General features: G+C 72.1%; 21 protein-coding genes. 14 read left to right on the top strand and 7 right to left on the bottom strand.

What is annotated here, in order from left to right; translation table 11 throughout:
* Positions 1-108 precede the first annotated feature (108 nt).
* The 7 genes from ACIQNG_RS37280 to ACIQNG_RS37250 all read left to right on the top strand — a co-directional run bounded on the left by ACIQNG_RS37280 (position 109) and on the right by ACIQNG_RS37250 (position 8,622).
* Positions 109-2,883, top strand: a complete 2,775-nt coding sequence (locus tag ACIQNG_RS37280; protein WP_401491460.1) for a DNA translocase FtsK — start codon at positions 109-111, stop codon at positions 2,881-2,883.
* A gap of 410 nt (positions 2,884-3,293) precedes the next feature.
* Positions 3,294-4,133 carry a helix-turn-helix domain-containing protein gene (locus ACIQNG_RS37275; RefSeq protein WP_401425226.1) on the top strand — a complete coding sequence of 280 codons (840 nt, stop codon included), beginning with the start codon at positions 3,294-3,296 and terminating at the stop codon, positions 4,131-4,133.
* A gap of 286 nt (positions 4,134-4,419) precedes the next feature.
* Complete coding sequence (gene rimO, locus ACIQNG_RS37270; protein ID WP_401491458.1) at positions 4,420-5,895, top strand: 30S ribosomal protein S12 methylthiotransferase RimO; 1,476 nt, start codon at positions 4,420-4,422, stop codon at positions 5,893-5,895.
* A complete protein-coding gene (gene pgsA / locus ACIQNG_RS37265; protein WP_401425231.1) occupies positions 5,892-6,719 on the top strand; it encodes a CDP-diacylglycerol--glycerol-3-phosphate 3-phosphatidyltransferase in 828 nt (275 codons plus the stop codon). Before rimO ends, pgsA begins: the two co-directional genes overlap by 4 nt.
* A complete protein-coding gene (locus tag ACIQNG_RS37260) occupies positions 6,716-7,393 on the top strand; it encodes a CinA family protein (protein WP_401491455.1) in 678 nt (225 codons plus the stop codon). Before pgsA ends, ACIQNG_RS37260 begins: the two co-directional genes overlap by 4 nt.
* 109 nt (positions 7,394-7,502) lie before the next feature.
* Complete coding sequence (locus tag ACIQNG_RS37255; protein ID WP_401491453.1) at positions 7,503-7,877, top strand: helix-turn-helix domain-containing protein; 375 nt, start codon at positions 7,503-7,505, stop codon at positions 7,875-7,877.
* A gap of 274 nt (positions 7,878-8,151) precedes the next feature.
* Positions 8,152-8,622 carry a Dps family protein gene (locus tag ACIQNG_RS37250; RefSeq protein WP_401491467.1) on the top strand — a complete coding sequence of 157 codons (471 nt, stop codon included), beginning with the start codon at positions 8,152-8,154 and terminating at the stop codon, positions 8,620-8,622.
* Between the two features lie 604 nt (positions 8,623-9,226).
* Here the strand turns inward: ACIQNG_RS37250 and ACIQNG_RS37245 are convergent.
* The 3 genes from ACIQNG_RS37245 to ACIQNG_RS37235 all read right to left on the bottom strand — a co-directional run bounded on the left by ACIQNG_RS37245 (position 9,227) and on the right by ACIQNG_RS37235 (position 15,931).
* Entirely contained in the window at positions 9,227-10,051 is an 825-nt protein-coding gene (locus tag ACIQNG_RS37245) for an SDR family NAD(P)-dependent oxidoreductase (protein ID WP_401491451.1), read from the bottom strand.
* A 36-nt stretch (positions 10,052-10,087) separates the two neighbouring features.
* On the bottom strand, positions 10,088-10,909 hold the full coding sequence (locus tag ACIQNG_RS37240) for a DNA-formamidopyrimidine glycosylase family protein (RefSeq protein ID WP_401491449.1): 822 nt from the start codon (positions 10,907-10,909) through the stop codon (positions 10,088-10,090).
* A gap of 96 nt (positions 10,910-11,005) precedes the next feature.
* Entirely contained in the window at positions 11,006-15,931 is a 4,926-nt protein-coding gene (locus ACIQNG_RS37235) for an ATP-dependent helicase (protein WP_401491447.1), read from the bottom strand.
* Between the two features lie 284 nt (positions 15,932-16,215).
* Here ACIQNG_RS37235 and ACIQNG_RS37230 point away from each other — a divergent pair, with 284 nt between their 5' ends.
* From ACIQNG_RS37230 to ACIQNG_RS37210, 5 genes are all read left to right on the top strand, one after another.
* On the top strand, positions 16,216-17,178 hold the full coding sequence (locus tag ACIQNG_RS37230; protein WP_401425243.1) for an AraC family transcriptional regulator: 963 nt from the start codon (positions 16,216-16,218) through the stop codon (positions 17,176-17,178).
* On the top strand, positions 17,079-17,993 hold the full coding sequence (locus ACIQNG_RS37225; protein WP_401491444.1) for an AzlC family ABC transporter permease: 915 nt from the start codon (positions 17,079-17,081) through the stop codon (positions 17,991-17,993). The genes ACIQNG_RS37230 and ACIQNG_RS37225 overlap by 100 nt, the downstream gene beginning before the upstream one ends.
* On the top strand, positions 17,990-18,298 hold the full coding sequence (locus ACIQNG_RS37220) for an AzlD domain-containing protein (protein ID WP_401491442.1): 309 nt from the start codon (positions 17,990-17,992) through the stop codon (positions 18,296-18,298). Before ACIQNG_RS37225 ends, ACIQNG_RS37220 begins: the two co-directional genes overlap by 4 nt.
* 368 nt (positions 18,299-18,666) lie before the next feature.
* On the top strand, positions 18,667-18,861 hold the full coding sequence (locus ACIQNG_RS37215) for a DUF3046 domain-containing protein (RefSeq protein ID WP_401425249.1): 195 nt from the start codon (positions 18,667-18,669) through the stop codon (positions 18,859-18,861).
* A 171-nt stretch (positions 18,862-19,032) separates the two neighbouring features.
* Positions 19,033-20,277: an AI-2E family transporter gene (locus ACIQNG_RS37210; protein WP_401426367.1), complete on the top strand. Its 1,245-nt coding sequence runs from the start codon at positions 19,033-19,035 to the stop codon at positions 20,275-20,277.
* Positions 20,278-20,380: 103 nt separating this feature from the next.
* On the opposite strand, the gene ACIQNG_RS37205 is transcribed toward ACIQNG_RS37210, so the two are convergent.
* The gene (locus ACIQNG_RS37205) at positions 20,381-21,091 is read right to left on the bottom strand and encodes a bleomycin resistance protein (protein ID WP_401491440.1); all 711 of its coding nucleotides are present in this window, start codon (positions 21,089-21,091) and stop codon (positions 20,381-20,383) included.
* Between the two features lie 277 nt (positions 21,092-21,368).
* On the opposite strand from ACIQNG_RS37205, the gene recA reads away from it, so the two are divergent.
* On the top strand, positions 21,369-22,493 hold the full coding sequence (gene recA, locus ACIQNG_RS37200; RefSeq protein ID WP_401425254.1) for a recombinase RecA: 1,125 nt from the start codon (positions 21,369-21,371) through the stop codon (positions 22,491-22,493).
* 4 nt (positions 22,494-22,497) lie between these two features.
* Positions 22,498-23,430, top strand: coding sequence for a recombination regulator RecX (gene recX / locus ACIQNG_RS37195; protein WP_401491438.1), 933 nt, complete (start codon positions 22,498-22,500; stop codon positions 23,428-23,430).
* A 264-nt stretch (positions 23,431-23,694) separates the two neighbouring features.
* On the opposite strand, the gene ACIQNG_RS37190 is transcribed toward recX, so the two are convergent.
* The 3 genes from ACIQNG_RS37190 to ACIQNG_RS37180 all read right to left on the bottom strand — a co-directional run bounded on the left by ACIQNG_RS37190 (position 23,695) and on the right by ACIQNG_RS37180 (position 24,916).
* Positions 23,695-24,078 (bottom strand): rhodanese-like domain-containing protein, encoded by a 384-nt coding sequence (locus tag ACIQNG_RS37190; RefSeq protein WP_401426369.1) that lies wholly within the window; start codon positions 24,076-24,078, stop codon positions 23,695-23,697.
* A 137-nt stretch (positions 24,079-24,215) separates the two neighbouring features.
* A complete protein-coding gene (locus tag ACIQNG_RS37185) occupies positions 24,216-24,764 on the bottom strand; it encodes a cysteine dioxygenase (RefSeq protein WP_401491436.1) in 549 nt (182 codons plus the stop codon).
* 80 nt (positions 24,765-24,844) lie between these two features.
* Complete coding sequence (locus ACIQNG_RS37180) at positions 24,845-24,916, bottom strand: putative leader peptide (protein ID WP_318653148.1); 72 nt, start codon at positions 24,914-24,916, stop codon at positions 24,845-24,847.
* Positions 24,917-25,362: the final 446 nt, after the last annotated feature.

Raw genomic sequence — 25,362 nt, 5'->3', positions numbered from 1 at the left:
TGGTGCGGGTGAAAGCCCGTCAGTCTCGGGATCCCGTGGTCGCGACACGAATGGGTGAAGGCGTGGGCACGCGTGTCCCCTGTCGTCTCCACAGGTAACCTCACACCCATGGCCTCACGTCCCTCCGCAGCCAAGAAGCAGCCCGCTAAGAAGGCGGCGGCTCCGGCGAAGAAGGCCGCTGCCAAGAAGGTTCCCGTCAAGAAGGCGGCGGCCAGGAAGGCCCCCGCCAAGAAGGCCGCCGCGAAGAAACCGCCGCCGAAGCCGGCCCCGAGTCCGACCGGGGGCGTGTACCGGCTGGTGCGCGCCGTCTGGCTCGGTCTGGCGCATGCCGTCGGCGCGGTGTTCCGCGGCATAGGGCAGGGAGCGAAGGGCCTCGACCCGGCCCACCGCAAGGACGGGGTCGCCCTGCTGCTGCTGGCGCTCGCGCTGATCGTCGCCGCCGGGACCTGGTCGAATCTGCGCGGGCCGGTCGGGGACCTCGTGGAGATGCTGGTGACCGGCGCCTTCGGGCGGCTCGACCTGCTGGTGCCGATCCTCCTCGCCGTCCTCGCCGTCCGGTTCATCCGCCACCCCGAGAAGCCCGAGGCCAACGGGCGGATCGCCATCGGCCTGTCGGCGCTGGTCATCGGGGTGCTCGGCCAGGTGCACATCGCGTGCGGCTCGCCCGCCCGCAGCGACGGCATGCAGGCGATAAGGGACGCGGGCGGTCTCATCGGCTGGGGAGCGGCGACTCCGCTGACGTACACCATGACCGATGTGCTGGCGGTGCCGCTGCTGGTGCTGCTGACCGTGTTCGGGCTGCTGGTCGTCACGGCCACGCCGGTGAACGCGATCCCGCAGCGGCTGCGCCAGCTCGGCGTGCGGCTCGGACTGGTCCACGACCCCTACCCGGACGACTTCGGGGACGACCTCCAGCACTACGACGATCAGCGCTACGACGACCAGTGGCGCGAGTCGCTGCCCGGACGCACTCGCAAACGCGGCGCGGCCGGCCTCGACGCGCACGGCCCGGACGACGCCGAGCAGGAGGCCCTCTCCCGGCGTCGGGGCCGCCCCCGGCGCTCCGCGGTGCCGCAGCCCGCGATGGACCGGCGGAGGGACGCCGTGGACTTCGCCGCGGCTGCCGCCGCCGATCTGGACGGGGCCGTGCTGCACGGCATGCCGCCCTCGCCGCTCGTCGCCGACCTCACCCAGGGCGTACGGGTCGGCGAGCGCGAGGAGACCACGCCGACGCCGACTCCCGTACCGGCCGCCCGGCCCGAGGAACCGGGGGAGGCCCGACCGGGGAGCAAGCGGAAGCCGGGCCGGCAGGAGAAGTCCGACGGGGGCGTGCCGGACCTCACCAAGTCACCGCCCGACGAACCCCGCGACCTGCCGCCGCGCGCGGAACAGCTCCAGCTCGCCGGTGACATCACCTACTCCCTGCCGTCGCTCGACCTCCTCACCCGCGGCGGCCCCGGCAAGGCGCGCAGCGCGGCGAACGACGCCATAGTCGCCTCGCTGACCACGGTGTTCTCCGAGTTCAAGGTCGACGCGGCCGTCACCGGCTTCACCCGTGGGCCGACGGTCACGCGCTACGAGGTCGAGCTGGGCCCCGCCGTCAAGGTGGAGCGGATCACCGCGCTGACCAAGAACATCGCCTACGCCGTCGCCAGCCCGGACGTGCGGATCATCAGCCCGATCCCCGGCAAGTCGGCGGTCGGCATCGAGATCCCGAACACCGACCGCGAGATGGTCAACGTCGGTGATGTGCTGCGGCTCGCGGAGGCCGCGGAGGACGACCACCCGATGCTCGTCGCGCTCGGCAAGGACGTCGAGGGCGGCTATGTGATGGCGAACCTCGCCAAGATGCCGCACGTGCTGGTGGCCGGCGCCACCGGCTCCGGAAAGTCGTCCTGCATCAACTGCCTGATCACCTCGATCATGGTGCGGGCGACCCCGGAGGACGTCCGGATGGTGCTGGTCGACCCCAAGCGCGTCGAGCTGACCGCCTATGAGGGCATCCCGCACCTGATCACCCCCATCATCACCAACCCGAAGCGGGCCGCCGAGGCGCTCCAGTGGGTCGTACGCGAGATGGACCTGCGCTACGACGATCTGGCCGCGTACGGGTACCGGCATATCGACGACTTCAACGAGGCCGTTCGCAACGGCAAGGTGAAGGCGCCCGAGGGGAGCGAGCGGGAGCTTCAGCCGTACCCGTATCTGCTGGTGATCGTGGACGAGCTGGCCGACCTGATGATGGTGGCGCCGCGGGACGTCGAGGACGCGATCGTCCGGATCACCCAGCTCGCGCGCGCGGCCGGTATCCATCTGGTGCTGGCCACCCAGCGGCCTTCGGTGGATGTCGTCACCGGTCTGATCAAGGCCAACGTGCCCTCCCGGCTCGCCTTCGCCACCTCCTCCCTCGCCGACTCGCGCGTCATCCTCGACCAGCCCGGCGCGGAGAAGCTGATCGGCAAGGGGGACGGGCTGTTCCTGCCGATGGGTGCCAACAAGCCGACCCGTATGCAGGGCGCCTTCGTGACCGAGGACGAGGTGGCGGCCATCGTCCAGCACTGCAAGGATCAGATGACGCCGGTCTTCCGTGACGACGTCACGGTGGGCAGCAAGCAGAAGAAGGAGATCGACGAGGACATCGGCGACGACCTGGACCTGCTGTGCCAGGCCGCCGAACTCGTGGTGTCCACGCAGTTCGGTTCGACGTCCATGCTCCAGCGCAAGCTGCGGGTGGGCTTCGCGAAGGCCGGGCGGCTGATGGACCTGATGGAGTCGCGGAACATCGTCGGACCCAGCGAGGGATCCAAGGCGCGCGACGTTTTGGTGAAATCCGATGAGCTGGATGGCGTGCTCGCGGTGATTCGCGGCGAGTCGGCGGGGTAGCCGTGATGGGGTGGGAGCGCACTCGAAGTTCTCCGCGGGTGAGCCGTCCGACGGGTGCGGTGCCGTGTCGGTGGGCGAGGCGCGCGGCGGCCGGGCTTCCGGCCGCGGACGGGTCGCTCGTGGTGGACGCGTGATCGTGACTGTCTGTCGTTCTGTCTGTAGTTCTTTCTGCGGTTCTGTCTGTCGTTCTTTGGCTGTCGCGATCGTGACTCACCCGTAAGGGAACATCGAGCAACCGTTTCCCTTCGCCGTACGTCAAGTTGAGCGAAGCGGAAACAGCTGTCCCACCATCGGTATGACGGGCCATACCGATGGCGTACAAAGTCGTACCGCCCGGTTGCCCCACCCTTTCGTCACCCCCCTAGACTGAACTTCCAGCACAGGTGGCTACACGCTCGAAAGGCGCCCCCGTGTCCATCGGCAACTCCCCTGAAGACGAGCGTCCGTTCGAAGACGTATCCGAGGAAGCCCGTATCTCGATCGGCCGCGCGCTCCGGCAGGCGCGGATCTCGGCCGGGCTGACCGTCGATGATGTCAGTACCGCCACCCGGGTCCGGATCGCCATCGTGCACGCGATCGAGTCGGACGACTTCACGCCCTGCGGTGGTGACGTCTACGCGCGCGGCCACATCCGCACGCTGGCCCGGGCCGTGCGCCTCGACCCCGACGCGCTGCTCGCGCAGTACGACGCCGAGCACGGCGGCCGGCCGGCCCCGACGCCCGCCGCCCCGATGTTCGAGGCCGAGCGGATCCGGCCGGAACGGCGGGGGCCGAACTGGACGGCGGCCATGGTCGCGGCGATCGTCGTGGTGATCGGCTTCGTCGGGTTCACCGTGGTCAAGGGCGATTCCGACCCCGGCTCGAAGGACCAGCTCGCCGAGGGGTCCACGCCCACGTCCCGTACGTCCTCCTCGCCCTCCGCCGACCGCAGCAAGCCCGCCGACCCCAAGCCCGACCCGAGCGAGAGCGCGATCGCGGCGGCACCGCAGGACAAGGTGACCGTCCAGGTCAGCGCCACCGACGGACGGAGCTGGATCTCCGCCAAGGACCACAACGGACGGCTGCTCTTCGACGGGCTGCTCAAGCAGGGCGAGTCCAAGACCTTCCAGGACAACTCCAAGATCAACCTGGTGCTCGGCGACGCAGGCGCGATCCAGCTGTACGTGAACGGCAAGAAGCTCGACGAGGACTGGCAGCCGGGGGCCGTGGAGCGGCTGACGTATACGAAGGGGGACCCGCAGGCCGGGTGAGTGCCCAGTGAGTTCCGGGTGATGCCGGGTGATGCCGGGTGATGCCGAGTGACTGCCGGGTGAGCGGCCTACGCGTGGTGGGTGGCCACCCGGTGCGTGTCTGGTGAGTGCCCCGGTACGTTCCTGGCACGTGCCGGGTGTGTGCCCTGTGGGTGCTTGGTGCGTGCCCGGTGTGTGTCCGGTGTGTGTCCGGTGGTCCTTCCGGAGTGGCTGTCCGGCCGGGTGGGCATGATCGCCCTGGGCCCGTCGGCATGGGGTGTCAGTGGGACGAAGTAGTCTTGAGCCCATGCCTGAACGCCGTACCGTCGCACTCGTCACGCTTGGCTGCGCCCGAAACGAAGTGGACTCGGAGGAGCTCGCGGGTCGTCTGGAGGCGGACGGCTGGGAGCTGGTCCCGGACGCCGAGGACGCGGATGTCGCCGTGGTCAACACGTGCGGATTCGTCGACGCCGCCAAGAAGGACTCCGTCGACGCCCTCCTGGAGGCCAACGACCTGAAGGGCGGTCACGGTCGGACGCAGGCCGTCGTCGCCGTGGGCTGCATGGCCGAGCGGTACGGCAAGGAACTCGCCGACGCGCTCCCCGAAGCCGACGGTGTCCTCGGCTTCGACGACTACGCCGACATCTCCGACCGCCTCCAGACCATTCTGTCCGGCGGCGTCCACGCCTCCCACACCCCGCGCGACCGGCGCAAGCTGCTGCCGATCTCGCCGGCCGAGCGGCAGGAGTCGGCCGCCTCCGTCGCCCTGCCCGGCCACGCCCCCGTCGACCTCCCCGACGGCCTCGCACCCGCCTCCGGGCCACGCGCCCCCCTGCGCCGCAGACTCGACGGCACACCGGTCGCCTCGGTCAAGCTCGCCTCCGGCTGCGACCGGCGCTGCTCTTTCTGCGCCATCCCGTCCTTCCGCGGCTCCTTCATCTCCCGCCGGCCCAGCGACGTCCTCAACGAGACGCGCTGGCTGGCCGAGCAGGGCGTCAAGGAGATCATGCTGGTCTCCGAGAACAACACGTCGTACGGCAAGGACCTCGGTGACATCCGGCTGCTGGAGTCGCTGCTGCCCGAGCTGGCCGACGTCGACGGCATCGAGCGGGTGCGGGTCAGCTACCTCCAGCCGGCCGAGATGCGCCCGGGCCTGATCGACGTACTGACCTCCACGCCCAAGGTCGCCCCGTACTTCGACCTCTCCTTCCAGCACTCCGCGCCCGATGTGCTGCGCGCGATGCGCCGGTTCGGCGACACCGACCGCTTCCTCGAACTGCTCGACACCATCCGCGGCAAGGCGCCCGAGGCGGGCGTGCGCTCCAACTTCATCGTGGGCTTCCCCGGGGAGAGCGAGGGGGACCTCGCCGAGCTGGAGCGGTTCCTCAACCACGCGCGCCTGGACGCGATCGGCGTCTTCGGCTACTCCGACGAGGACGGCACGGAGGCGGCCACCTACGAGAACAAGCTCGACACCGATGTGGTCGCCGAGCGGCTCGCCCATGTCTCGCGGCTGGCCGAGGAACTGGTCTCCCAGCGGGCCGAGGAGCGGCTCGGCGAGACGGTGCGGGTGCTGGTCGAGTCCGTCGATCCCGCGGAGGGGGTGTATGGGCGGGGGGCGCACCAGGCCCCCGAGACCGACGGCCAAGTGCTGCTCACGAGCGGCGCCGGGCTGATCGTCGGCCGTATGGTCGAGGCGAAGGTGGTCGGTACGGAGGGTGTCGACCTCGTCGCCGAGCCGTTGCACGGTTCGCACGCGGGCAGTGAGGAGGCGGGCAGATGACGGGAGTCCCGGCATCGGCCGCGGGCGGCTCCGCTGCCGGCCAGGGTGCTGCGGGTGCCGCGGGGCGCCTGAGGAGGGGCGTCGGAGGTACCGGAGGCCCTGCCGGGGAAGGGTCGGGGAGGCCCGCCGAGGGTTCCGGGGAGCGGTCCGGCGGGGCTGACGCGGGGCGGCCCGGTGAGGACGAGCCGGGGGGCCGGCCCGTCCGGGGCGGCAAGATCGCCGCGGCGGCCGTCAACCAGGCCAGCGTGTGGAACATCGCCAACCTGCTGACCATGCTGCGGCTGATGCTGGTGCCCGCGTTCGTGGCCCTGATGCTGGCGGACGGCGGCTACGACCCGGCCTGGCGCTCACTGGCATGGGCGGCCTTCGCCATCGCGATGATCACCGACCTGTTCGACGGACATCTGGCCCGCACCTACGACCTCGTCACCGACTTCGGGAAGATCGCCGACCCGATCGCCGACAAGGCGATCATGGGCGCGGCGCTGATCTGTCTCTCCTCGCTGGGCGATCTGCCGTGGTGGGTCACGGCCGTGATCCTGGGCCGGGAACTCGGCATCACGCTGATGCGTTTTCTGGTCATCCGGTACGGCGTCATCCCCGCGAGCAGGGGCGGCAAGCTGAAGACCCTCACCCAGGGCACGGCCGTCGGGATGTACATCCTGGCGCTGACCGGCTGGCTGGCCACCCTGCGGTGGTGGGTGATGGCCGCGGCGGTCGTCATGACCGTTGTCACCGGCCTCGACTATGTACGACAAGCCATTGTGCTGCGCAGACAGGGGATCGCCGAGCGACAGGCAGCCTCGGAGGAGACGGACGCGTGAATTCCACGGCCGCCGACGTGGTGCGACTACTGAGGGTGAGGGGCGAGACCGTCGCCGTCGCCGAGTCGCTGACCGGCGGGCTGGTCGCCGCGGCCCTCACGGCCGTGCCGGGGGCCTCCCAGGTGTTCCGCGGCTCGGTCACGGCGTACGCGACCGACCTGAAGCACCGGATGCTCGGCGTGGACGCGGGGCTGCTGGAGGCGCGCGGCGCGGTGGATCCGCAGGTCGCGGCGGAGATGGCGGCCGGGGTGCGCAAGGTGCTGGACGCCGACTGGGGCGTCGCGACCACCGGAGTGGCCGGGCCCGAGCCGCAGGACGGGCAGGACGTCGGCACGGTGTTCGTCGCCGTGGAGGGGCCGACCGGTGCGGCCGGGCCGGTGGGGCCGGTGGATCCGGCGGGGCCGGGGCGGACTTCCGGGGCGCCCGGGGTTGTCGCGGGTGGAGCTTCGGGAGAGGCTTCGGATGAGGTTCCCGGGGCTTCCGGGGCGTCGGACCCGGCGGCCCCTGATTCCGCCGGTGGCGGAAAAGTGCTGGACCTGCGGTTGAACGGCGACCGCGAGGAAATCCGTATGGAGAGTGTACGGAGCGTACTCGCACTGCTTCTGACGGAGCTTGCGGGCGAACAGACCGGAAATGAGCGGGCACAGGATACGGAACAGAACGGGGGGTCTTGATGTTTGCAGCCCTGAGTGAACACGACATCGCTCCCCGCACGGCCGCTGCGCAAGGCGGTACGGTGGGGCGTGAAGGATGCGGTTACGCGGTCCGAGGAGGGAGCCACCGATGATTCTGCTCCGTCGCCTGCTGGGTGACGTGCTGCGTCGGCAGCGCCAGCGCCAGGGCCGTACTCTGCGCGAAGTCTCCTCGTCCGCCCGAGTCTCACTCGGCTATCTCTCCGAGGTGGAGCGGGGGCAGAAGGAGGCTTCCTCCGAGCTGCTCTCCGCGATCTGCGACGCGCTGGACGTACGGATGTCCGAGCTCATGCGCGAGGTGAGCGACGAGCTCGCCCTCGCCGAGCTGGCCCAGTCCGCTGCGGCCACTCCCAGCGAGCCTGTACCCACGTCGGTCCGCCCGATGCTGGGTTCCGTCTCGGTGGCCGGTGTGTCACCGGAACGAGTGACGATCAAGGCGCCCGCCACCGAGGTGGTCGCCGCCTGAGTCTGTCGAGTCGCCGAGTCGACGCGATGGTGTGAAGCCCCGACCGGGCCTCTCCGGGAACCTCCGGAGGACAGGGTCGGGGCTTTTTGGGATTCCGCCGGGGCTTGGTGTTCCGTAGGGGCTTGCCCTTCTGCGCGGCTTGCCTTTCCGCCGGGGCTTGGCGGTGACCTTTTCGGTCTTCTCGGGATCTCTCGCGGTTTGTGCGTGCGTTTGCCGGGGTTGTCGGTTGCGGTCATGGTGGAGGGACATGCTCGGGGCGGTCAACGGAGGTGTGATGTACGTCGTCAAGAGCCCGCTGTCCGACGCGGACCTGAAGGTTGTGGCCGAGGCGCTCCAGGGCGCGCTGGTGGATCTCGTGGATCTGTCCCTCGTGGCGAAACAGGTGCACTGGAACGTCGTGGGCCCACGGTTCCGCTCCGTCCACCTGCAACTCGACGAGGTGGTGACCACCGCGCGGGCCCACTCCGACACGGTCGCCGAACGGGCGTCGGCGCTCGGGGTCTCCCCGGACGGGCGCGCCTCGACCGTTGCCACCGGCAGCGGGATCGGGCCGTTGCAGAGCGGCTGGGTGAAGGACGACGACGCGGTGGGCGTGCTGGTGGAGGCGTTGGGCGCGGTCATCACCCGGATGCGGGAGCGGGTCGCGGTGACGGATGACCCGGACGCGGTGTCGCAGGACATCCTGATCGCGGTCACGGCGGACCTTGAGAAGCATCACTGGATGTTCCAGGCGGCGAACGACTGAGCCGTGGTGTGCCCGGAGGGCTGTTCCCCGGGTGGGTCCTGTGCCTCGGACGGCGCGGGGGCCATCGGCTCTGTGAGGTCCGCCGGGCCGGGGCTCTCGGGGCTCTCTGGGCTCTCCGGCATCACAGGGCTCACCGGGCGAATAGCGCGTGGGGGGCGCTGGGGGGTTGTGCTGGTGCTGGGGGCGCTCTGGTGGTGGGCCGTGGTACGGCTGGCCGTCGCGCCCGGCGCGGGGGTGCTCGAAGGGACCGTCGCGGCCGGGGGGTGGGGGCTCAGCTTGTTGCCGGTGCACACCGTGCCGAGGGCTCGGGCGGCGGGAGCCTTGCAGGCGGGGCGGTGGCGGGCGGCTTGGCGGGGGGAAGCCGGGGGTGCGGTGGTCGGGGAGGGGATGGTCGGGGAGGGGGTGGTCCGGGAGAGGGTGGCGGTGGCGGCTTCGGTGGCGGCTTCTTCGGTGGCTGCTGGAGCGGGTTCGCCGGGATCCGGGGCGGTGCGGCGGCCGGATGCCGGGGCGGGTCGGCGGGGCACCAGCACGGGTCGGCGGGAGACCAAGGCGGGTTGGCGGGACACCAAGGCGGATCGGTCGGTCATCGGCGCCGCTCGGTCGGTCACCACGGCATGGCGACGCCGCCGTTCGGGCGGAGGATCTGACCCGTCGTGAACGACGAGGCGTCGGAGGCCAGGTAGAGGACCGCCTGGGCCACCTCGTCCGGTTCGCCGACGCGGCCCAGGGGGGACATGCGGGCCATGGCATCTGCCGTGCGGGATTGGGGTCGGGGCCGGGCCCCGGGGTCGTCGTGGTGATCAGAGTCGTGGTGATCAGAGTCGTGGTGGTCGGAGTCGTGGTGGTCGGTCATGGGGGTGCGGATCCAGCCCGGCGCGACCGTGTTCACCCGGATGCCGTGCCGGCCGACCTCCGCGGCGAGGGTCTTGGTCAGCTGGACCACCGCCGCCTTGGCGGCGCCGTAGCAGAGCAGCCCGGGGGCGCCCGTGTCGACGGCGCCCGAGGCCATGGTGACGATGCTGCCCGGGGTGTTCCGGGCGATCATCAGGCGGGCCGCCTCCTGGCAACTGTGCAGTACGCCCTTGAAGTTGACGTCCATGACACGGTCCAGGTCCTCGTCCCGGGTGTCCAGGACCGGGCTGCTCTGCATGATCCCGGCGACCGCCGCCATGATGTGCAGCGTCCGGCAGGCGGCCACGGCCTGCCGGAGGGCGGTGCGGTCGGTGATGTCGAAGGCGTGGAGGTGGGCGGTGCCGCCCTCGGCCCTGATCGCCGAAGCGGTCCCGTCCAGGCCCTCGGGGTCCAGGTCCGCGCAGTGCACGGTGGCGCCGGCCCGGGCCAGGAGGACGGCCGAGGCGCGGCCGATGCCGCTGGCGGCTCCGGTGACGAAAGCGGTGCGTCCGGTGAGGTCGTACGCGTCGACGGCCATGAGGGGACGGTACGAGCGTTTCTGACGGTGCGTCAATCAGTAGCGCTTGGTGAACCGGTCCGTTCCGGGGGCCGGACCGCGCTGGCATGTCGGGCACCAGTAGGTGGGGCGCTCACGCGAACCGTCGCCCTGGTTCGCCACCCGGACCGGGGTCCCGCAGCGCAGACACGGGCGCCCGGCACGGCCGTAGACGTAGAGGTCCTGGCCGCGGCGGCCGGTCGTGACGCGGACCGGGCGGTCGCGGTTGGCCTCCAGGAGCTTCTTGGCCAGGGGCGGGAGGTGCGCGGCGTGCTCGGCGGGGAGCATGCCGACCGGGAGCCATGGGGTGACACCGAGCAGGAAGCACAGCTCGCTCTTGTAGACGTTGCCGATGCCCGCGAGATTGCGTTGGTCGAGCAGGGCTTCGCCCAGCGGGCGGGACGGGTCGGTGAGAAGGCGGGCGTGGGCGCGCTCCGCGTTCCAGTCGGGGCCGAGGAGGTCGGGGCCGAGGTGGCCGACCACGCGGTCCTCGTCGGTGGTGCGCAGGAGGTCGAGGACGGGGAGGCGGTAGCCGACGGCCGTGCTGTCGGTGGTGCCGAGGATGGCCCGGATCTGGTGGGCGGGGCCGCCGCTCCAGCGCTGGCCGTGGGCGTACACCTTCCAGGAACCGTCCATCTTGAGGTGGGAGTGGAGGGTCAGTCCGCCTTCGACGCGGGTCAGCAGGTGTTTGCCGCGGGGGGTCACGTCGAGCACCCGGCGGCCGGTGAGGTCGGCCGTGGCGTACTTCGGTACCCGCAGGTCCGAGCGGGTCAGAACGCGGCCGGCCAGCGCGGTGTGCAGCCGCCGGGCCGCCTGCCAGACCGTGTCACCTTCGGGCATGGGTCAAGGGTGGCACGGGTGTCGTGGGTGGGGGTGGAGGAGTAGGCGTGGGCTGGGGCTGGGGCTGGGGCTGGGGCTGGGGTGTGCGGGGCGGGGTCATGCGCGGAGGCGTAGGCCGCGGGGGGTGGCGATGAACCCCGCGGACTCCAGGAGCGTGCCGAACGGGGAGGTCAGGGCCGCCGTTCCGTTGATCCGCTCGACCGTGACCGTGCCGAGGCTGCCCGCGCGGGCGGACGCGGCGAGGGCTTCGGCGGCCTCTCCGAGACGGGGGTCCTCGGTGGCCTTGGCCTCCGGGTCCGAGGGCCAGGCCAGCAGTGTCTTGCCGCCACGCTCCATATAGAGGGTCAGCTCGCCGTCCACGAGGACGACCAGGGAACCCGCCTTGCGGCCCGGTTTGTGACCGGCTCCGGTCGGCGGCTCGGGCCACGGCAGCGCGGCGCCGTAGGCGTTGGCGGGGTCGGCGGCGGCCAGGACGACGGCCCGGGACGCGGGCGTTCTCCGTGAGCGGTGGGGCGGGGCCTGGGGAGGGTACGGCATGCGTGGGCCATCGCCGCCCTGCCGAGGGGGGACGGCCTGGCGGGGGTGGTCGCGGTCCTGGCGGGGGTGGTCGCGGGGCGAGAGGTACTCGTCGGGGGTGGGCCGGAAGTCGGGGAAGTCCTGGAAGTCCGGGAGGGCGGGCAGGTCGGGGAAGGCCGGTGGGGTCGTCAGGTCCGGGAAGTCCGGGATGTCTGGCGCTGCCGGGAAGCCGGCCGGCCGGGTCGGGTCCGGGGCCGTCGGGGACTCTCCGCGCTCGCGGGCATTGGCCACCGCGCGGAGGCGGTCGACGGCGCCGTCCATCGCGAACTGGGCGGCGCCCAGGCCCTCGACCACATAGCCGCGACGGGCCTGCCCGCTGTCCTCGAAGGCGGACAGGATCCGGTACGTCGCCGAGAAGCCGCCCTCGACGCCCTCGGCGGCGACGGCGCCGCGCGTCACCACACCGTGCCGGTCGAGGAGCGTACGGGCGAGGGCGTGCGCGCGGACCGTGGTGTCGGCTTCGCGGGGCGGCAGCAGGGACCAGCGGCCGGCGACGGTCGGGGGGCCGCCGCGGGAGGCGGGGCGGGCGGCGCCGGTGAGGGAGCCGTAGCGTCCGCGCGGGACGGTGCGCTTGGCCCGGTGGGCCGTGGAGCCCGCCGTACGGCCCGAGCCGAGCAGGGCGCGCAGGGGGGTGAGGGTGTCGTTGGTCAGCCGCCCGGACCAGGCCAGATCCCACAGCGTGTCGGCGAGTTGGGGGTCGGTGGCGTCGGGGTGGGTGGTGGCGCGGACCTGGTCGGCGATCTGGCGGAAGAACAGGCCGTAGCCACCGGAGAGGGTGTCCAGGACGGACTGGTGGAGCGCGGTCAGCTCCAGGGGGTGGGGCTCGGGCAGGAGGAGGGGGGCCGTGTCCGCGAGGTAGAGGGAGACCCAGCCGTCCTTGCCGGGCAGGGAACCGGCGCCCGCCCACACGATCTCCCCGGCCGCCGTCAGCTCGTCCAGAATGGCCGGGGTGTAGGGCGTGACCCGGGACGGCAGGACCAGCTTCTCCAGCGCCGAGGCCGGGACGGAGGCACCCTGGAGCTGTTCGACCGCACGGATCAGACCGTCCGCTCCGCGCAGGCTGTGCCCCCTGCCGATGTGCTGCCACTGAGGGAGGAACTGGGCGAGGGCGGGCGGGGGCACCGGCTCCAGCTCGTGCCGCAGCGCGGCCAGGGAGCGGCGGCGCAGTCGGCGCAGTACGGCGGTGTCGCACCACTCCTGTCCGATGCCGGAGGGGTGGAACTCGCCCTGGACGGTCCTGCCCGACGCGGTGAGCCGCTGGAGGGCGCCCTCCGTGACGGCCACGCCCAGGCCGAACCGGGCCGCCGCCATCGCCGAGGTGAACGGGCCGTGCGTGCGGGCGTAGCGCGCGAGGAGGTCGCCCAGCGGGTCCTTCACGGGTTCGGTGAACGCCTCGGGGACGCCCACCGGCAGCGCCGTGCCGAGCGCGTCGCGCAGCCGGCCCGCGTCCTCGATCGCCGCCCAGTGGTCGCCGCCGCCGATACGGACCTGGATGGCGCGGCGGGCACGGGCCAGCTCCGGGGCCCACTGCGGCTCGGCGCCCCGCTCGGCCAGCTCGGTGTCCGTGAGCGGTCCCAGCATCCGCAGCAGATCGGCCACGCCCTCCGCGTCCTTGACCCGGCGGTCCTCGGTGAGCCATTGCAGCTCGCGCTCCAGCTCGGTCAGCACGTCCGCGTCGAGCAGTTCCCGCAGCTCCGCCTGGCCGAGCAGCTCGGCCAGCAGCCGTGAGTCCAGGGACAGAGCCGCTGCGCGGCGCTCGGCGAGCGGCGAGTCCCCCTCGTAGAGGAACTGGGCGACGTATCCGAAGAGGAGGGAACGGGCGAACGGGGACGCCTCGGGGGTGGTGACCTCGACCAGGCGGACCTTGCGGGACTCCAGGTCGCCCATCAGCTCGACCAGGCCGGGGACGTCGAAGACGTCCTGGAGGCACTCGCGGACCGCCTCCAGGACGATCGGGAAGGAGCCGAACTCGCCCGCCACCTGCAGCAGCTGGGACGCCCGCTGACGCTGCTGCCACAGCGGGGTGCGCTTGCCCGGGTTGCGGCGGGGCAGCAGCAGCGCGCGGGCCGCGCACTCGCGGAAGCGGGACGCGAACAGGGCGGATCCGCCGACCTGGTCGGTGACGACCTGGTCGACCTCGCCCTTGTCGAACACCACGTCCGCCGCGCCGACGGGGGCCTGCTCGGCGTCGTATTCGCCCGCCTTGCGGGGCTCCTGGTCCAGCAGGTCCAGGCCCAGCAGGTCGGCGTCCGGCAGCCGCAGCACGATGCCGTCGTCCGCGTGCATCACCTGCGCGTCCATGCCGTACCGCTCGGAGAGCCGGGCGCCCAGGGCGAGGGCCCAGGGGGCGTGCACCTGGGCGCCGAACGGGGAGTGCACCACGACCCGCCAGTCGCCGAGTTCGTCGCGGAAGCGCTCCACGACGATCGTCCGGTCGTCCGGGACATGGCCGCATGCCTCGCGCTGTTCGTCCAGGTACGACAGGACGTTGTCCGCGGCCCACGCGTCGAGACCGGCGGCGACCAGCCGTAGCCGGGCGTCCTCCCGGCTCAGCGAGCCGACCTCGCGCAGGAACGCGCCCACCGCCCGCCCCAGCTCCAGGGGGCGGCCGAGCTGGTCGCCCTTCCAGAACGGGAGACGGCCCGGCACACCGGGTGCGGGGGAGACCAGGACGCGGTCGCGTGTGATGTCCTCGATCCGCCAGGAGCTGGTGCCCAGCGTGAAGACGTCCCCGACGCGGGACTCGTAGACCATCTCCTCGTCCAGCTCGCCGACCCGCCCGCCGCCCTTCTTGGGGTCGGACCCGGCGAGGAACACACCGAACAGGCCGCGGTCGGGGATCGTGCCGCCCGAGGTGACGGCCAGCCGCTGGGCGCCGGGGCGGCCGGTGACCGTGCCCATGACCCGGTCCCACACCACGCGCGGGCGCAGCTCCGCGAACGCGTCGGACGGGTAGCGGCCCGCCAGCATGTCGAGCACGCCGGTGAACGCCGACTCGGGCAGCGACGCGAACGGGGCCGCGCGGCGGACCAGGGCGAGCAGGTCGTCCACCTGCCAGGTGTCCATGGAGGTCAGGGCGACGATCTGCTGGGCGAGGACGTCCAGCGGGTTGGCCGGGACCCGCAGGGACTCGATCGAGCCGGTGCGCATCCGCTCGGTGACCACGGCCGCCTGGACCAGGTCGCCCCGGTACTTCGGGAAGACGACACCGGTGGAGACCGCGCCCACCTGGTGTCCGGCGCGGCCCACGCGCTGGAGGCCAGACGCCACGGACGGCGGGGACTCGACCTGGACGACGAGATCCACGGCGCCCATGTCGATGCCCAGTTCGAGACTGGAGGTGGCCACCACGGCGGGCAGCCGCCCGGCTTTCAGGTCCTCCTCGACCAGCGCGCGCTGCTCCTTGGAGACCGAGCCGTGGTGGGCGCGCGCGAGGACCGGCGGGGCGCCCTGCGCCGCGCCCGCGTTGCCCATCATCTCGGCCGGGGTGTGATGCTCGTCCAGGGTCTCGCCGGTGGCCCGCTCGTAGGCGATCTCGTTGAGCCGGTTGCACAGGCGCTCGGCGAGCCGGCGGGAGTTGGCGAAGACGATCGTGGAGCGATGGGACTGGACCAGGTCGGCGATCCGCTCCTCGACATGCGGCCAGATCGACGGCCGCTCGGCGCCCTCGGAGCCGTCGGCGACCGGGGAGCCGCCCAGCTCGCCGAGATCCTCGACCGGGACGACCACCGAGAGGTCGAACTCCTTGCCCGACCTCGGCTGGACGATCTCCACCTTGCGCTGCGGCGACAGGAACCGGGCCACCTCGTCCACCGGGCGCACGGTCGCCGACAGGCCGATCCGGCGGGCCGGCCGCGGCAGCAGCTCGTCCAGCCGCTCCAGGGAGAGCGCGAGATGCGCGCCGCGCTTGGTGCCCGCCACCGCGTGCACCTCGTCCAGGATCACCGTCTCCACCCCGGTCAGCGCGTCGCGTGTGGCCGACGTCAGCATCAGGAACAGGGACTCCGGGGTGGTGATCAGGATGTCCGGCGGGCGGGTGGCCAGCGCCCGGCGCTCGGCGGGCGGGGTGTCGCCGGAGCGGATACCGACCTTCACCTCGGGCTCGGGCAGACCGAGGCGCACGGACTCCTGCCGGATGCCCGTCAGCGGGCTGCGCAGATTGCGCTCCACGTCCACGGCCAGGGCCTTCAGCGGTGACACGTACAACACCCGGCAGCGCTTCTTGGGGTCGGCCGGGGGCGGGGTGGAGGCGAGCTGGTCGAGGGCGGCGAGGAAGGCGGCCAGGGTCTTGCCGGAGCCGGTCGGGGCGACCACCAGCACGTCGGACCCCTCGCCGATGGCCTGCCACGCGCCCGCCTGGGCGGCGGTGGGCGCGGAGAAGGCACCCGTGAACCAGCCGCGGGTGGCGGGCGAGAAGCCGTCGAGGGCCCGATGTGCACTGACCATGCGTCCATCCTGCACCCCACCACTGACAACGGGCCTGACCTGGGCGGATGCGGGGCGCCGCGCGTCGGGGCGGGGAGGGGCGGGGCGGGGTCGGCGGGCGGGGCGCTGAGCGGGGTGGGGCCGGGGGATCCGGACCCGGGGCCGGGGCGGGGCGGGGCGGGGGCGCCGGCCGTGGCGGGTGGAGGTCGGTGGCTGTGGCGGGTGGGCCCACGGCTGTGACGGGCGGGGAGGGGGCGCCGGCTGCGGCGGAGCGGGGGGTGTGGCCGTGGCGGAGAATGGGGGACATGGCAGGCAGGGACGAGCGGGCACGGCACTGGCAGTACGAGGAACTGCCCGGTGTCGATCTGCTGCGGGCCCGGTACATCCACAAGACGTTCGTGCGGCACACCCATGAGCACTTCGTGATCGCCGCGGTCGTGGACGGGGTGGAGGTCTTCCACCACGGAGGGGCCGACCAGTACGCGGGCGCCGGAGCACTCGCCCTCGTCAACCCCGACACCTCGCACACCGGCCGGGCGGGCGTGCCCGAGGGCTGGCGCTACGGGGCCGTGTACCCGCTGCCGGACGTCGTGGCCGAGATAGCGGCCGAGACGACGACGATCCGCGGGACGCCCGGCTTCATCAGCCCCGTCGTGGACGACCCGTACGCCGTCGGCCTGGTGCACCAAGTGCTGCGCGCCGCGGACGAGGGCAACGCGCTGGCCGCCGACACCCTGCTCAGGGTCGCGGTGACCCGGCTGCTCCGGCTGAACGGCGGACCGCTGCCGCAGCGCGAGGTACGGACCGCGGGAGCGCGGACCGCCGCCCGCGCGCGGGCCGTGCTGGAGGCGCGGATGGCCGAGCCGCCGCCCCTGGAGCGACTCGCCGCCGACCTCGGGACCAGCCCCTTCGCGCTGCTGCGCGCCTTCCGTGACACCTACGGCATGCCGCCCCACACCTGGCTGACCGACGCCCGCGTCCGGCGGGCCCGGCGGCTGCTGGACGCCGGCACGACACCCGCCGAGGCCGCGATCGCCGTCGGCTTCACCGACCAGCCCCACCTGAACCGGCACTTCGCGCGGATCGTCGGCGTGCCTCCGGGCGCCTACCAGCGGGAGCGCAAGAACGTACAAGACACGCGGGGGCGGCTGCTCCTACCGTCCGACACGTGGCAGAACAGACAGCTCTCGCAGACATACGAGCCGGTGACCCGGACAAACCCGACAGCGCCGTCGTACGGGACGCCCTCGGGGTCGGGGTCGCCGTAGGACTGTCCGGTTTCGCCTTCGGGGTGACCTCGGCGGGCGGCGGGCTCACTCTGGCGCAGACCTGTGTGCTGAGCCTGCTCGTGTTCACCGGGGCGTCCCAGTTCGCCCTGGTGGGAGCGCTGGCGGCCGGCGGCAACCCGTTCACCGCGGCGGCCGGCGCCTTCTTCCTGGGCGTACGGAACGCGTTCTACGGGCTGCGGCTCTCGCAGTTGCTGGCCCTCCCGCGCGCGGTGCGGCCGTTCGCCGCCCAGTGGGTCATCGACGAGACGGCCGCCGTCGCCCTGGCCCAGCCCGGCCGCCGCGCGGCCCGGCTCGGCTTCACCGTGACCGGGCTGAGCCTGTACCTGCTGTGGAACCTCACCACGCTGCTCGGCGCACTCGGGGCAGAGGCCATCGGCGACACCGACGCGTGGGGCCTCGACGCGGCCGGGCCCGCCGTCTTCCTGGCGCTGCTCGCGCCGATGCTCAGGACCACCACCGAGCGGGCCGTCGCCGCCCTCGCGGTCGTGCTCGGGCTCGGAATGCTGCCGGTGCTGCCCGCGGGCGTGCCGGTCCTAGTGGCCGCCCTCGCGGCGCCCGCCGTGCTGTGGGCCCAAGGGCGCCGCCGGGGGCCCGGAGGCGCCGACTCTCCCGAACGGGCGGACGCGACGGAAAAGCACCCCCGCGCGCGAGGGGCTGTCCAGGGCGGGGCCGGGGACGGGGACGCGGGGCGTGAGGCGGGAGAGCCCGTCCGGCTCGGCGGCGCGGAGCGTGATCAAGGAACTGACGCTGGGAGCGACGACGCAGGGCGAGACCCGAGGGAGGAGAACCGGTGAACGTCTGGATCGCGATCGGAGTCACCGCGCTCGGCTGCTACGCCGTGAAACTCGCCGGACTGCTCGTCCCCGCGGGCGTCCTGGAACGACCGCTCATCAGGCGGCTCGCCGCCCTCCTGCCCGTCGCCCTGCTCGCCGCTCTCACGGCCCAGCAGACCTTCGCCGACGGACAGACGCTGGTACTCGACGCGCGGGCCGCCGGGCTCGCCGCGGCGGCGGTGGCCCTGATGCTGCGCGCGCCGTTCCTGCTGGTCGTCGCCGCGGCGGTGCTGGTGACGGCCGGAGTACGGGCCCTGGGCGGCTGACGGGACGGCGCGGAACGTGGTGCCGGTCCGGGTCCAGCCGACCGGACGGCCGTACGCCCTGAGCGTACGCAATGCCGTGCCATCTCGTCGTCGGTGACCACGCGCACGCGAGCGAGTGCGGTGTCCTGCGTAGTCGTGCGGGAGTGGGGAGCGGCGGGTGGGTCCCGCGACCCGACCGGCGACTCGATCGCCTTCCAGCAGAAGTCAGAAGTCAGAAGTCCGTCACGGAACAGCCACGCGTGCCGCACGTCGGTGCCGTGCAGCAGCCCGACCACCGGCCCGGTCGTCGCCCACTCGCTCGGCGGATCGTCCACGACCGGGGCGGACGGGGTCGCCGGGCCCACTCTCCGGGGCGGGATACTGGGGTCATGCGGTTGACGGTCTTCTGGGAGCGAATGGCGGAGCACTTCGGCACGGGCGGCTCCGAAACCTTCGCACGCGATCACGTCATGTCGGAGCTGGGCGGGCGGACCGTGGACGAGGCGTTGGAAAGCGGCTGGGCGGCGAAGGACGTGTGGCGGGTGGTCTGCTCGGTCATGAACGTGCCACAGGAAAGACGCTGACCGGTCACGAAGATCCCGGGACCGTCCCCGATTGTCAGTGGCGTGGGTGAGACTTGCTCCGTGGCACCCACTGACGACACCGGGCAGGCAGCAGCCCAGGACACCGCACCGCCCGGCCCGACACCGCCGGAGCGGCCCCTCGCCGACCGCCCGGGCGGGCCGAACGCCCGTATGCCGCGCTGGCTGCCGCGGGCCATGGTGCTCGCACTGGCGCTCATCGCCGTCTTCCAGTTCGGGAGCTGGGCCTTCCACCAGCTCACCGGGCTGCTGATCAACATTCTGATCGCGTTCTTCCTGGCCCTGGCCATCGAACCCGCCGTGAGCTGGATGGCCTCGCGCGGGATGCGTCGCGGGCTGGCCACCGGTGCCGTCTTCCTCGCCGTGATCATCGCCGTCGCGGGCTTCGTGACGATGCTCGGCTCCTTGCTCGCCGGCCAGATCGTGAAGATGGTCGAGGGCTTCCCGGAGTACCTGGACTCCGTGATCAACTGGATCAACACGCACTTCAACACCGAGTTGAAGCGGGTGGACGTCCAGGAGGGCGTACTGCGCTCCGACTGGCTGCGCGACTACGTGCAGAACAGCGCGACGGGTGTGCTGGACGTGTCCACACAGGTGCTCGGCGGGCTCTTCACCCTGCTGACGGTCACCCTGTTCGCGTTCTACTTCGCCGCCGACGGCCCCCGGCTGCGGCGCGCGATCTGCTCGGTCCTGCCGCCGTCCCGCCAGGCCGAGGTGCTGCGGGCCTGGGAGATCGCCGTCGACAAGACCGGCGGGTATCTCTACTCACGCGGGCTGATGGCCCTGATCTCCGGCATCGCCCACTACATCCTGCTCCAGGCGCTGAACGTGACCTACGCGCCCGTGCTCGCCGTCTGGGTGGGCCTGGTGTCGCAGTTCATCCCCACCATCGGCACCTACCTCGCGGGCGCGCTGCCGATGCTGATCGCGTTCACCGAGGATCCCTGGTACGCGCTGTGGGTGCTGATCTTCGTGGTCATCTACCAGCAGTTCGAGAACTATGTGCTCCAGCCGAAACTGACCGCCAGGACCGTCGACATCCACCCCGCCGTGGCCTTCGGCTCGGTGATCGCCGGTACCGCGCTCCTGGGCGCCGTCGGCGCGCTGATCGCCATTCCCGCCGTCGCCACGCTCCAGGCGTTCCTCGGGGCGTACGTGAAGCGCTACGACATCACGGACGACGCGCGCGTCCAGGGCCACCGAAGACGGGCACGGGGATCACGGGCGGGCCTGTCCACCCGCGCGCGTGCCCTGTGGGAGCGCCGCCCACCGGCGCAACGGGGTGCGCCGGCGGCGGAGGGGCTGGGCGAGCGGGGCGGCCGGCAGGCGTCCGCGGAACGGGACGTACGAGGCGGCAGCCCGGCACCCGAGGCCGGGGCGGGCTCCGACGGCTGACAGCGTGCTGGGGGCAGGGACGGAGGCGCTGTGCGACGCCCGGAGAGGCGCGCAGCGGCGCGCTCGGGCTGGATCGCGCGGTGGGGCGCGCGGGGTGGTCCGCTCACTCCAGTTCGGCGGTGATGTCCTGCGCCCTCATCCGTTCGTCCGCCAGTGATGCCCGCTCGGTGTCGGTGAGGGGGAGGGCGGCGGCCTCGGCCAGGCGGCTGCGGGCGGTGGCCGGGTCGTCGAGCTGCACGGCGAGATCGGCACGCAGGACGAGCGCGCGGTAGTGCTCGCCCGCGTCGGCCGGGGTCTCCTTCGCGAAGGCCCGGTCGAGGATGCGGACGGCGGGCGCGGGGTCGCCCTTGGAGACGCCGATCAGCCAGGCGTTGTGCAGGGCGCGGGCGAACGGTTCCGGCGGCGCGGGGGCGTGTTCCGTCGGCGCTCCGGTGGGCTGGCCGATACGGAGGCAGTTGCCGCCGGGGTCGGTGATCAGGAACTGCCGCATGCCGTACGACGTGTCCTTGAGCTGGCCGATACGCGGGACGCCACGGGTCGGGACCCGTCCGTAGGCGGCCTTCAGACCGGCGCGGAAGGCGGTGTACAGCTCGTCCACCCGGTCGGTCGTGATGTAGCAGGTGGCCAGGGACTCCGCGGGTACGACCGACTTGAGCCCGAAGAACTGAAGCTCTATCCCCCCGCCGTAGCTGAGCGCCGCGTAGGGGTTGGGGCGGGTCTGCACCAGGTCCACGGTGAAGCCCAGATGCTCGTAGAACTCCACCAGTTCGGGGACGGACGGGCAGGGGAGGATCGGGATCGTCTTCTCGGCCATGACGTGGACGGTAGGCGGGTGGGGCTGATTAATCAAGTTTGATTAGTGCGGGGCGGGCATGGACTCGCCGCCCGTGCGTGGTGCGCTTGACATGAAAATCGAACATCCATTCTTATGGAAGCCCCAGGCGAGGCTTCCGGTGGGTGATTCGGCAGGGTTTGGGTGGAGAAACACCTGAGTTATCCACAGGCTGGACCCGCGTCGGGACGCGTTGTCAGTGGCAGGCGATAGCGTTTTTGACGTGAAGCGATCGACACAAGCAAATCGGGTGGAACCCATGGCAGGAACCGACCGCGAGAAGGCTCTTGATGCCGCTCTCGCACAGATTGAACGGCAGTTCGGCAAAGGCGCGGTCATGCGCATGGGCGAGCGGTCGATGGAGCCCATCGAGGTCATCCCGACCGGATCGACAGCGCTCGACGTGGCACTCGGCGTCGGCGGTCTGCCGCGCGGCCGGGTGGTCGAGATCTACGGCCCCGAATCCTCCGGCAAGACGACCCTGACCCTGCACGCGGTGGCGAACGCGCAGAAGGCCGGCGGCCAGGTCGCCTTCGTGGACGCGGAGCACGCCCTCGACCCTGAGTACGCGAAGAAGCTCGGCGTCGACATCGACAACCTGATCCTGTCCCAGCCGGACAACGGCGAGCAGGCGTTGGAGATCGTGGACATGCTGGTCCGCTCCGGCGCGCTCGACCTGATCGTCATCGACTCCGTCGCCGCGCTCGTCCCGCGTGCGGAGATCGAGGGCGAGATGGGCGACAGCCACGTCGGTCTGCAGGCCCGGCTGATGAGCCAGGCCCTGCGGAAGATCACCAGCGCGCTCAACCAGTCGAAGACCACCGCGATCTTCATCAACCAGCTGCGCGAGAAGATCGGCGTGATGTTCGGCTCGCCGGAGACGACGACCGGTGGCCGGGCGCTGAAGTTCTACGCCTCGGTCCGTATCGACATCCGCCGCATCGAGACCCTGAAGGACGGCACGGACGCGGTCGGCAACCGCACCCGCTGCAAGGTCGTCAAGAACAAGGTCGCGCCCCCCTTCAAGCAGGCCGAGTTCGACATCCTCTACGGCCATGGCATCAGCCGCGAGGGCGGCCTGATCGACATGGGCGTGGAGCACGGCTTCGTACGCAAGGCGGGCGCCTGGTACACGTACGAGGGCGACCAGCTCGGCCAGGGCAAGGAGAACGCGCGCAACTTCCTCAAGGACAACCCCGACCTGGCCAACGAGATCGAGAGGAAGATCAAGGAGAAGCTGGGCGTCGGCGTACGGCCCCAGGAGCCGAGTGCCGAGCCGGTCGCGGACGCCGCGGTCGCCGCCGCCCCGGCGGACGAGGCCAAGTCGGTCCCGGCACCGGCGGGCAAGTCCGCCAAGGCCAAGGCCCCGGCCGCCAAGAGCTGATCCCGTGACACGGCGAACCGAATGGGCGGAGTACGCCCACGCTCCTCGCGAGACCGAGGGCGACGGGGGCTTCGCCAGGCACGGGCGCGGTGACGGGCCGGACGGCCGACCGGGTGCGCGGGCCGCCGGTGGTGAGTACGCGAGTGACGGCGCGTACGGCGGCGGTGACGCGTATCCGGAGGCCGATCCCTTCGGTGGCGGTCACGGTGGCGATGGCGACGCGGAGGCCGGTGACGGCGACGCTTATGCCGGTCGTCGTTCCGCCGGTGCCGCCGGCGGCATGGACGGTGGTCGTCCTGGGGGCGACCGGCGCAGACGCGGTGAGGGCGGGTCACGCACGGGGCGTGGGCGTCGTCGGCGCGGCTTCGGAGAGCAGCCGTCCGGCGTGGACGAAGGCGCCTCCTCCTCGTCGAGGGCCGAGAAGGGGGAGTCTTCAGGGGACCCGGCTGAGCGGGCACGGGCGATCTGCCTGCGCCTGCTCACCGGGACCCCGCGCACCCGCAAGCAACTCGCCGACGCCCTGCGTAAGCGGGAGATCCCCGATGAGGTGGCCGAGGAGGTGCTGACGCGGTTCGAGGAGGTCGGGCTGATCAACGACAGCGCGTTCGCGGACGCCTGGGTGGAGTCCCGGCACCACGGCAGAGGGTTGGCGCGCCGCGCGCTCGCCCGTGAGCTGCGGACCAAAGGCGTCGACTCCACGCTCATCGACGAAGCGGTCTCCCAACTCGACGCCGATCAGGAGGAGGCGACGGCGCGTGAACTGGTCGCCCGCAAGTTGCGCGCCACCCGTGGCCTCGACCGCGACAAGCGTCTTCGACGGCTCGCGGGCATGCTCGCCCGCAAGGGCTACTCCGAGGGCCTGGCCCTGAGAGTCGTCCGGCGGGCGCTGGAGGAGGAAGGCGAGGAGACGGAGTTTCTGGGGGACGACGGGTACTGACGGGTACTGGCGAGTGCTGACGGGGAGCGGGGGTGCTGGGGGGCTCAGGGCTCACTGGGTTTCGGATCGAGGGGGAGGGCCGGAATCGAGGGGAGGGCTGGTGGGGCCCTGGACACGGTGGGCGCGCGGGGGCGTCGATCGCGTTCAGGGCCCGACACGGCCGGGCGGGCCGAGGACTGGATCGAAGCGGACCGGGGAGGGGCAGGGCTGAGTGAGGGGTGTGCTCGCTGGCCGAGGCGCGCGGAGGTGTTCGGTTCTCCGGGCTCAGACCTCGGTCGGGGTGATGACCGGCAGACCCGCTGCCTTCCATGCCTGGAAGCCACCCACCAGGTCGGTGGCGCGGTACAGCCCCAGACGGTGGAGGGACTCGGCGGCGAGGCTGGAGGCGTAGCCCTCGTTGCAGAGCACTACGACCCGTAGGTCGTGCCCGGTGGCTTCGGGCAGACGGTGGCTGCCTTGGGGATCCAGGCGCCACTCCAGTTCGTTGCGTTCGACCACGACCGCGCCGGGGATGAGGCCGTCCCGGTCGCGCAGAGCGGCGTAGCGGATGTCGACCAGAAGGGCCTGGCCGCTCCGGGCCGCCTCGAAGGCTTCGGACGGGGTGATGCGGTCGTAGCCCGCGCGGACTTGTTCGAGGAGGTGGTCGATGCCTGCTGTGTCGGTGACGTCGGTGACGTCGGTGACGTCGGTGACGTCGGTGACGTCGGTGACCTCGGTGTCGCCCGTGACGTCCGCGTGGCCTGTGTGGCCTGTGTGGTCGGCGGTGTCCGCGGCGCGTTCGGGGGTCACTGCCAGTCCTCCGGGCGCTCCACCTGCTCCAGGCGGAGTACCTGGCCGGTTCGGCTGTAGCGGCGGATGCGGGGGAGTGGGGGGTAGTAGGCGTGGACGGAGATCGCGTGGTGCTCGGCGGACTCGTTGAGGACCTCGTGGACGTGGTGGTGGCCGAAGGCGCGGCCCCGGCCGGCGGGGAGATGGCGCTCGCGGTCGACGCCCTCCGAGAGTTCCAGGGTCTGCCAGCCGTCGGTGGGGAGGCGGGCGGCGAGGGAGTACTCCTTCAGCTCGCCCCGGGCGGTGAGGAAGGCGCCCACCGAGTCGGCGTGGTCGTGCCAGCCGGTGCCGGTCCCCGGCGGCCAGCCGATCAACCAGGCTTCGCTGCCGCCGGGGCCTTCGAGGCGCACCCAGGTGCGGCCGTCAGGGTCGAGAGGGAGGGAGGCGATCAGGTCGGCGTCGGCGGCTGTCCGCCGTGCAAAGTCCAGCAGGTCGGCCTGGGTCGGTGCGGCCGGGGCGGAGGTCGATGGAGAGCGGGGGACCGAAGGGGAGGAGGAGACAGACAACGGGCACCGTCCTGATGAGCGTTCGCGGGTGCGCGCGGCGGCCTACGGGCGGGGCGCGCGGAGGGAGAGGAAACGCGAGTTCAGCAGGACGTGCGACACACGCAGCCCGCGTAGCGGACTAGGTCCATATGGACCCTCCGCCACAGGTGCACATAGGTGTCGGTCACGATCCGGAGTACACCACGCGGGTCCGGACCGGTCAACTGGCTGTCACCATGCGGACAGTGAGGTCGGGTGCGTATGGAGCACGGGTGGTGTGCGGGTGGTGCGGGCGTTTTCGCGGGTGCGGGGGGTGGTCGGTGGCGTGCGCCCCTGACGGGGAGGGGGCGGATGCGGTGGGCGGCGGCGGGGGTGGTGTGTACGGACAGTGACGGAAGATCTTCGGTGCGTGGTCTGTGCGTGGTCTGTGCGGTGTCTTTGTGGGGGTCGTCCGTGCGGCGTTCTCTGTGTGGCGTTCTCTGTGTGGCGTCGCTTTTGCGTCGTCCCCGGGAAGGAAGGCCGGGGACGACGGGAAGGGCGGGAGCCCGGGTGGGGGCGCGGGGGGTGACGGAGCCTGAGCCCTGGCCCGGGATCCGCGCCGCCTCTCCTGGCCCGGGAT

The organism is Streptomyces sp. NPDC091377 (assembly GCF_044757045.1).
Lineage (GTDB): Bacteria > Actinomycetota > Actinomycetes > Streptomycetales > Streptomycetaceae > Streptomyces.
The sequence above is the reverse complement of the archived record's forward strand: the minus strand, read 5'-3'. Positions and strand labels throughout refer to the sequence as shown.

Excerpts from the sequence above, each read along its gene's own strand:
- ACIQNG_RS37255 (WP_401491453.1), top strand. The coding sequence starts at position 7,503 with ATGATTCTGCTCCGTCGCCTGCTGGGTGACGTGCTGCGTCGGCAGCGC.
- ACIQNG_RS37210 (WP_401426367.1), top strand. The coding sequence starts at position 19,033 with ATGCCGCGCTGGCTGCCGCGGGCCATGGTGCTCGCACTGGCGCTCATC.
- ACIQNG_RS37230 (WP_401425243.1), top strand. The coding sequence starts at position 16,216 with ATGGCAGGCAGGGACGAGCGGGCACGGCACTGGCAGTACGAGGAACTG.
- ACIQNG_RS37215 (WP_401425249.1), top strand. The coding sequence starts at position 18,667 with ATGCGGTTGACGGTCTTCTGGGAGCGAATGGCGGAGCACTTCGGCACG.
- ACIQNG_RS37240 (WP_401491449.1), bottom strand. The coding sequence starts at position 10,909 with ATGCCCGAAGGTGACACGGTCTGGCAGGCGGCCCGGCGGCTGCACACC.
- ACIQNG_RS37250 (WP_401491467.1), top strand. The coding sequence starts at position 8,152 with ATGTACGTCGTCAAGAGCCCGCTGTCCGACGCGGACCTGAAGGTTGTG.
- pgsA (WP_401425231.1), top strand. The coding sequence starts at position 5,892 with ATGACGGGAGTCCCGGCATCGGCCGCGGGCGGCTCCGCTGCCGGCCAG.
- ACIQNG_RS37235 (WP_401491447.1), bottom strand. The coding sequence starts at position 15,931 with ATGGTCAGTGCACATCGGGCCCTCGACGGCTTCTCGCCCGCCACCCGC.
- ACIQNG_RS37245 (WP_401491451.1), bottom strand. The coding sequence starts at position 10,051 with ATGGCCGTCGACGCGTACGACCTCACCGGACGCACCGCTTTCGTCACC.
- recA (WP_401425254.1), top strand. The coding sequence starts at position 21,369 with ATGGCAGGAACCGACCGCGAGAAGGCTCTTGATGCCGCTCTCGCACAG.
- rimO (WP_401491458.1), top strand. The coding sequence starts at position 4,420 with ATGCCTGAACGCCGTACCGTCGCACTCGTCACGCTTGGCTGCGCCCGA.
- ACIQNG_RS37280 (WP_401491460.1), top strand. The coding sequence starts at position 109 with ATGGCCTCACGTCCCTCCGCAGCCAAGAAGCAGCCCGCTAAGAAGGCG.
- ACIQNG_RS37205 (WP_401491440.1), bottom strand. The coding sequence starts at position 21,091 with ATGGCCGAGAAGACGATCCCGATCCTCCCCTGCCCGTCCGTCCCCGAA.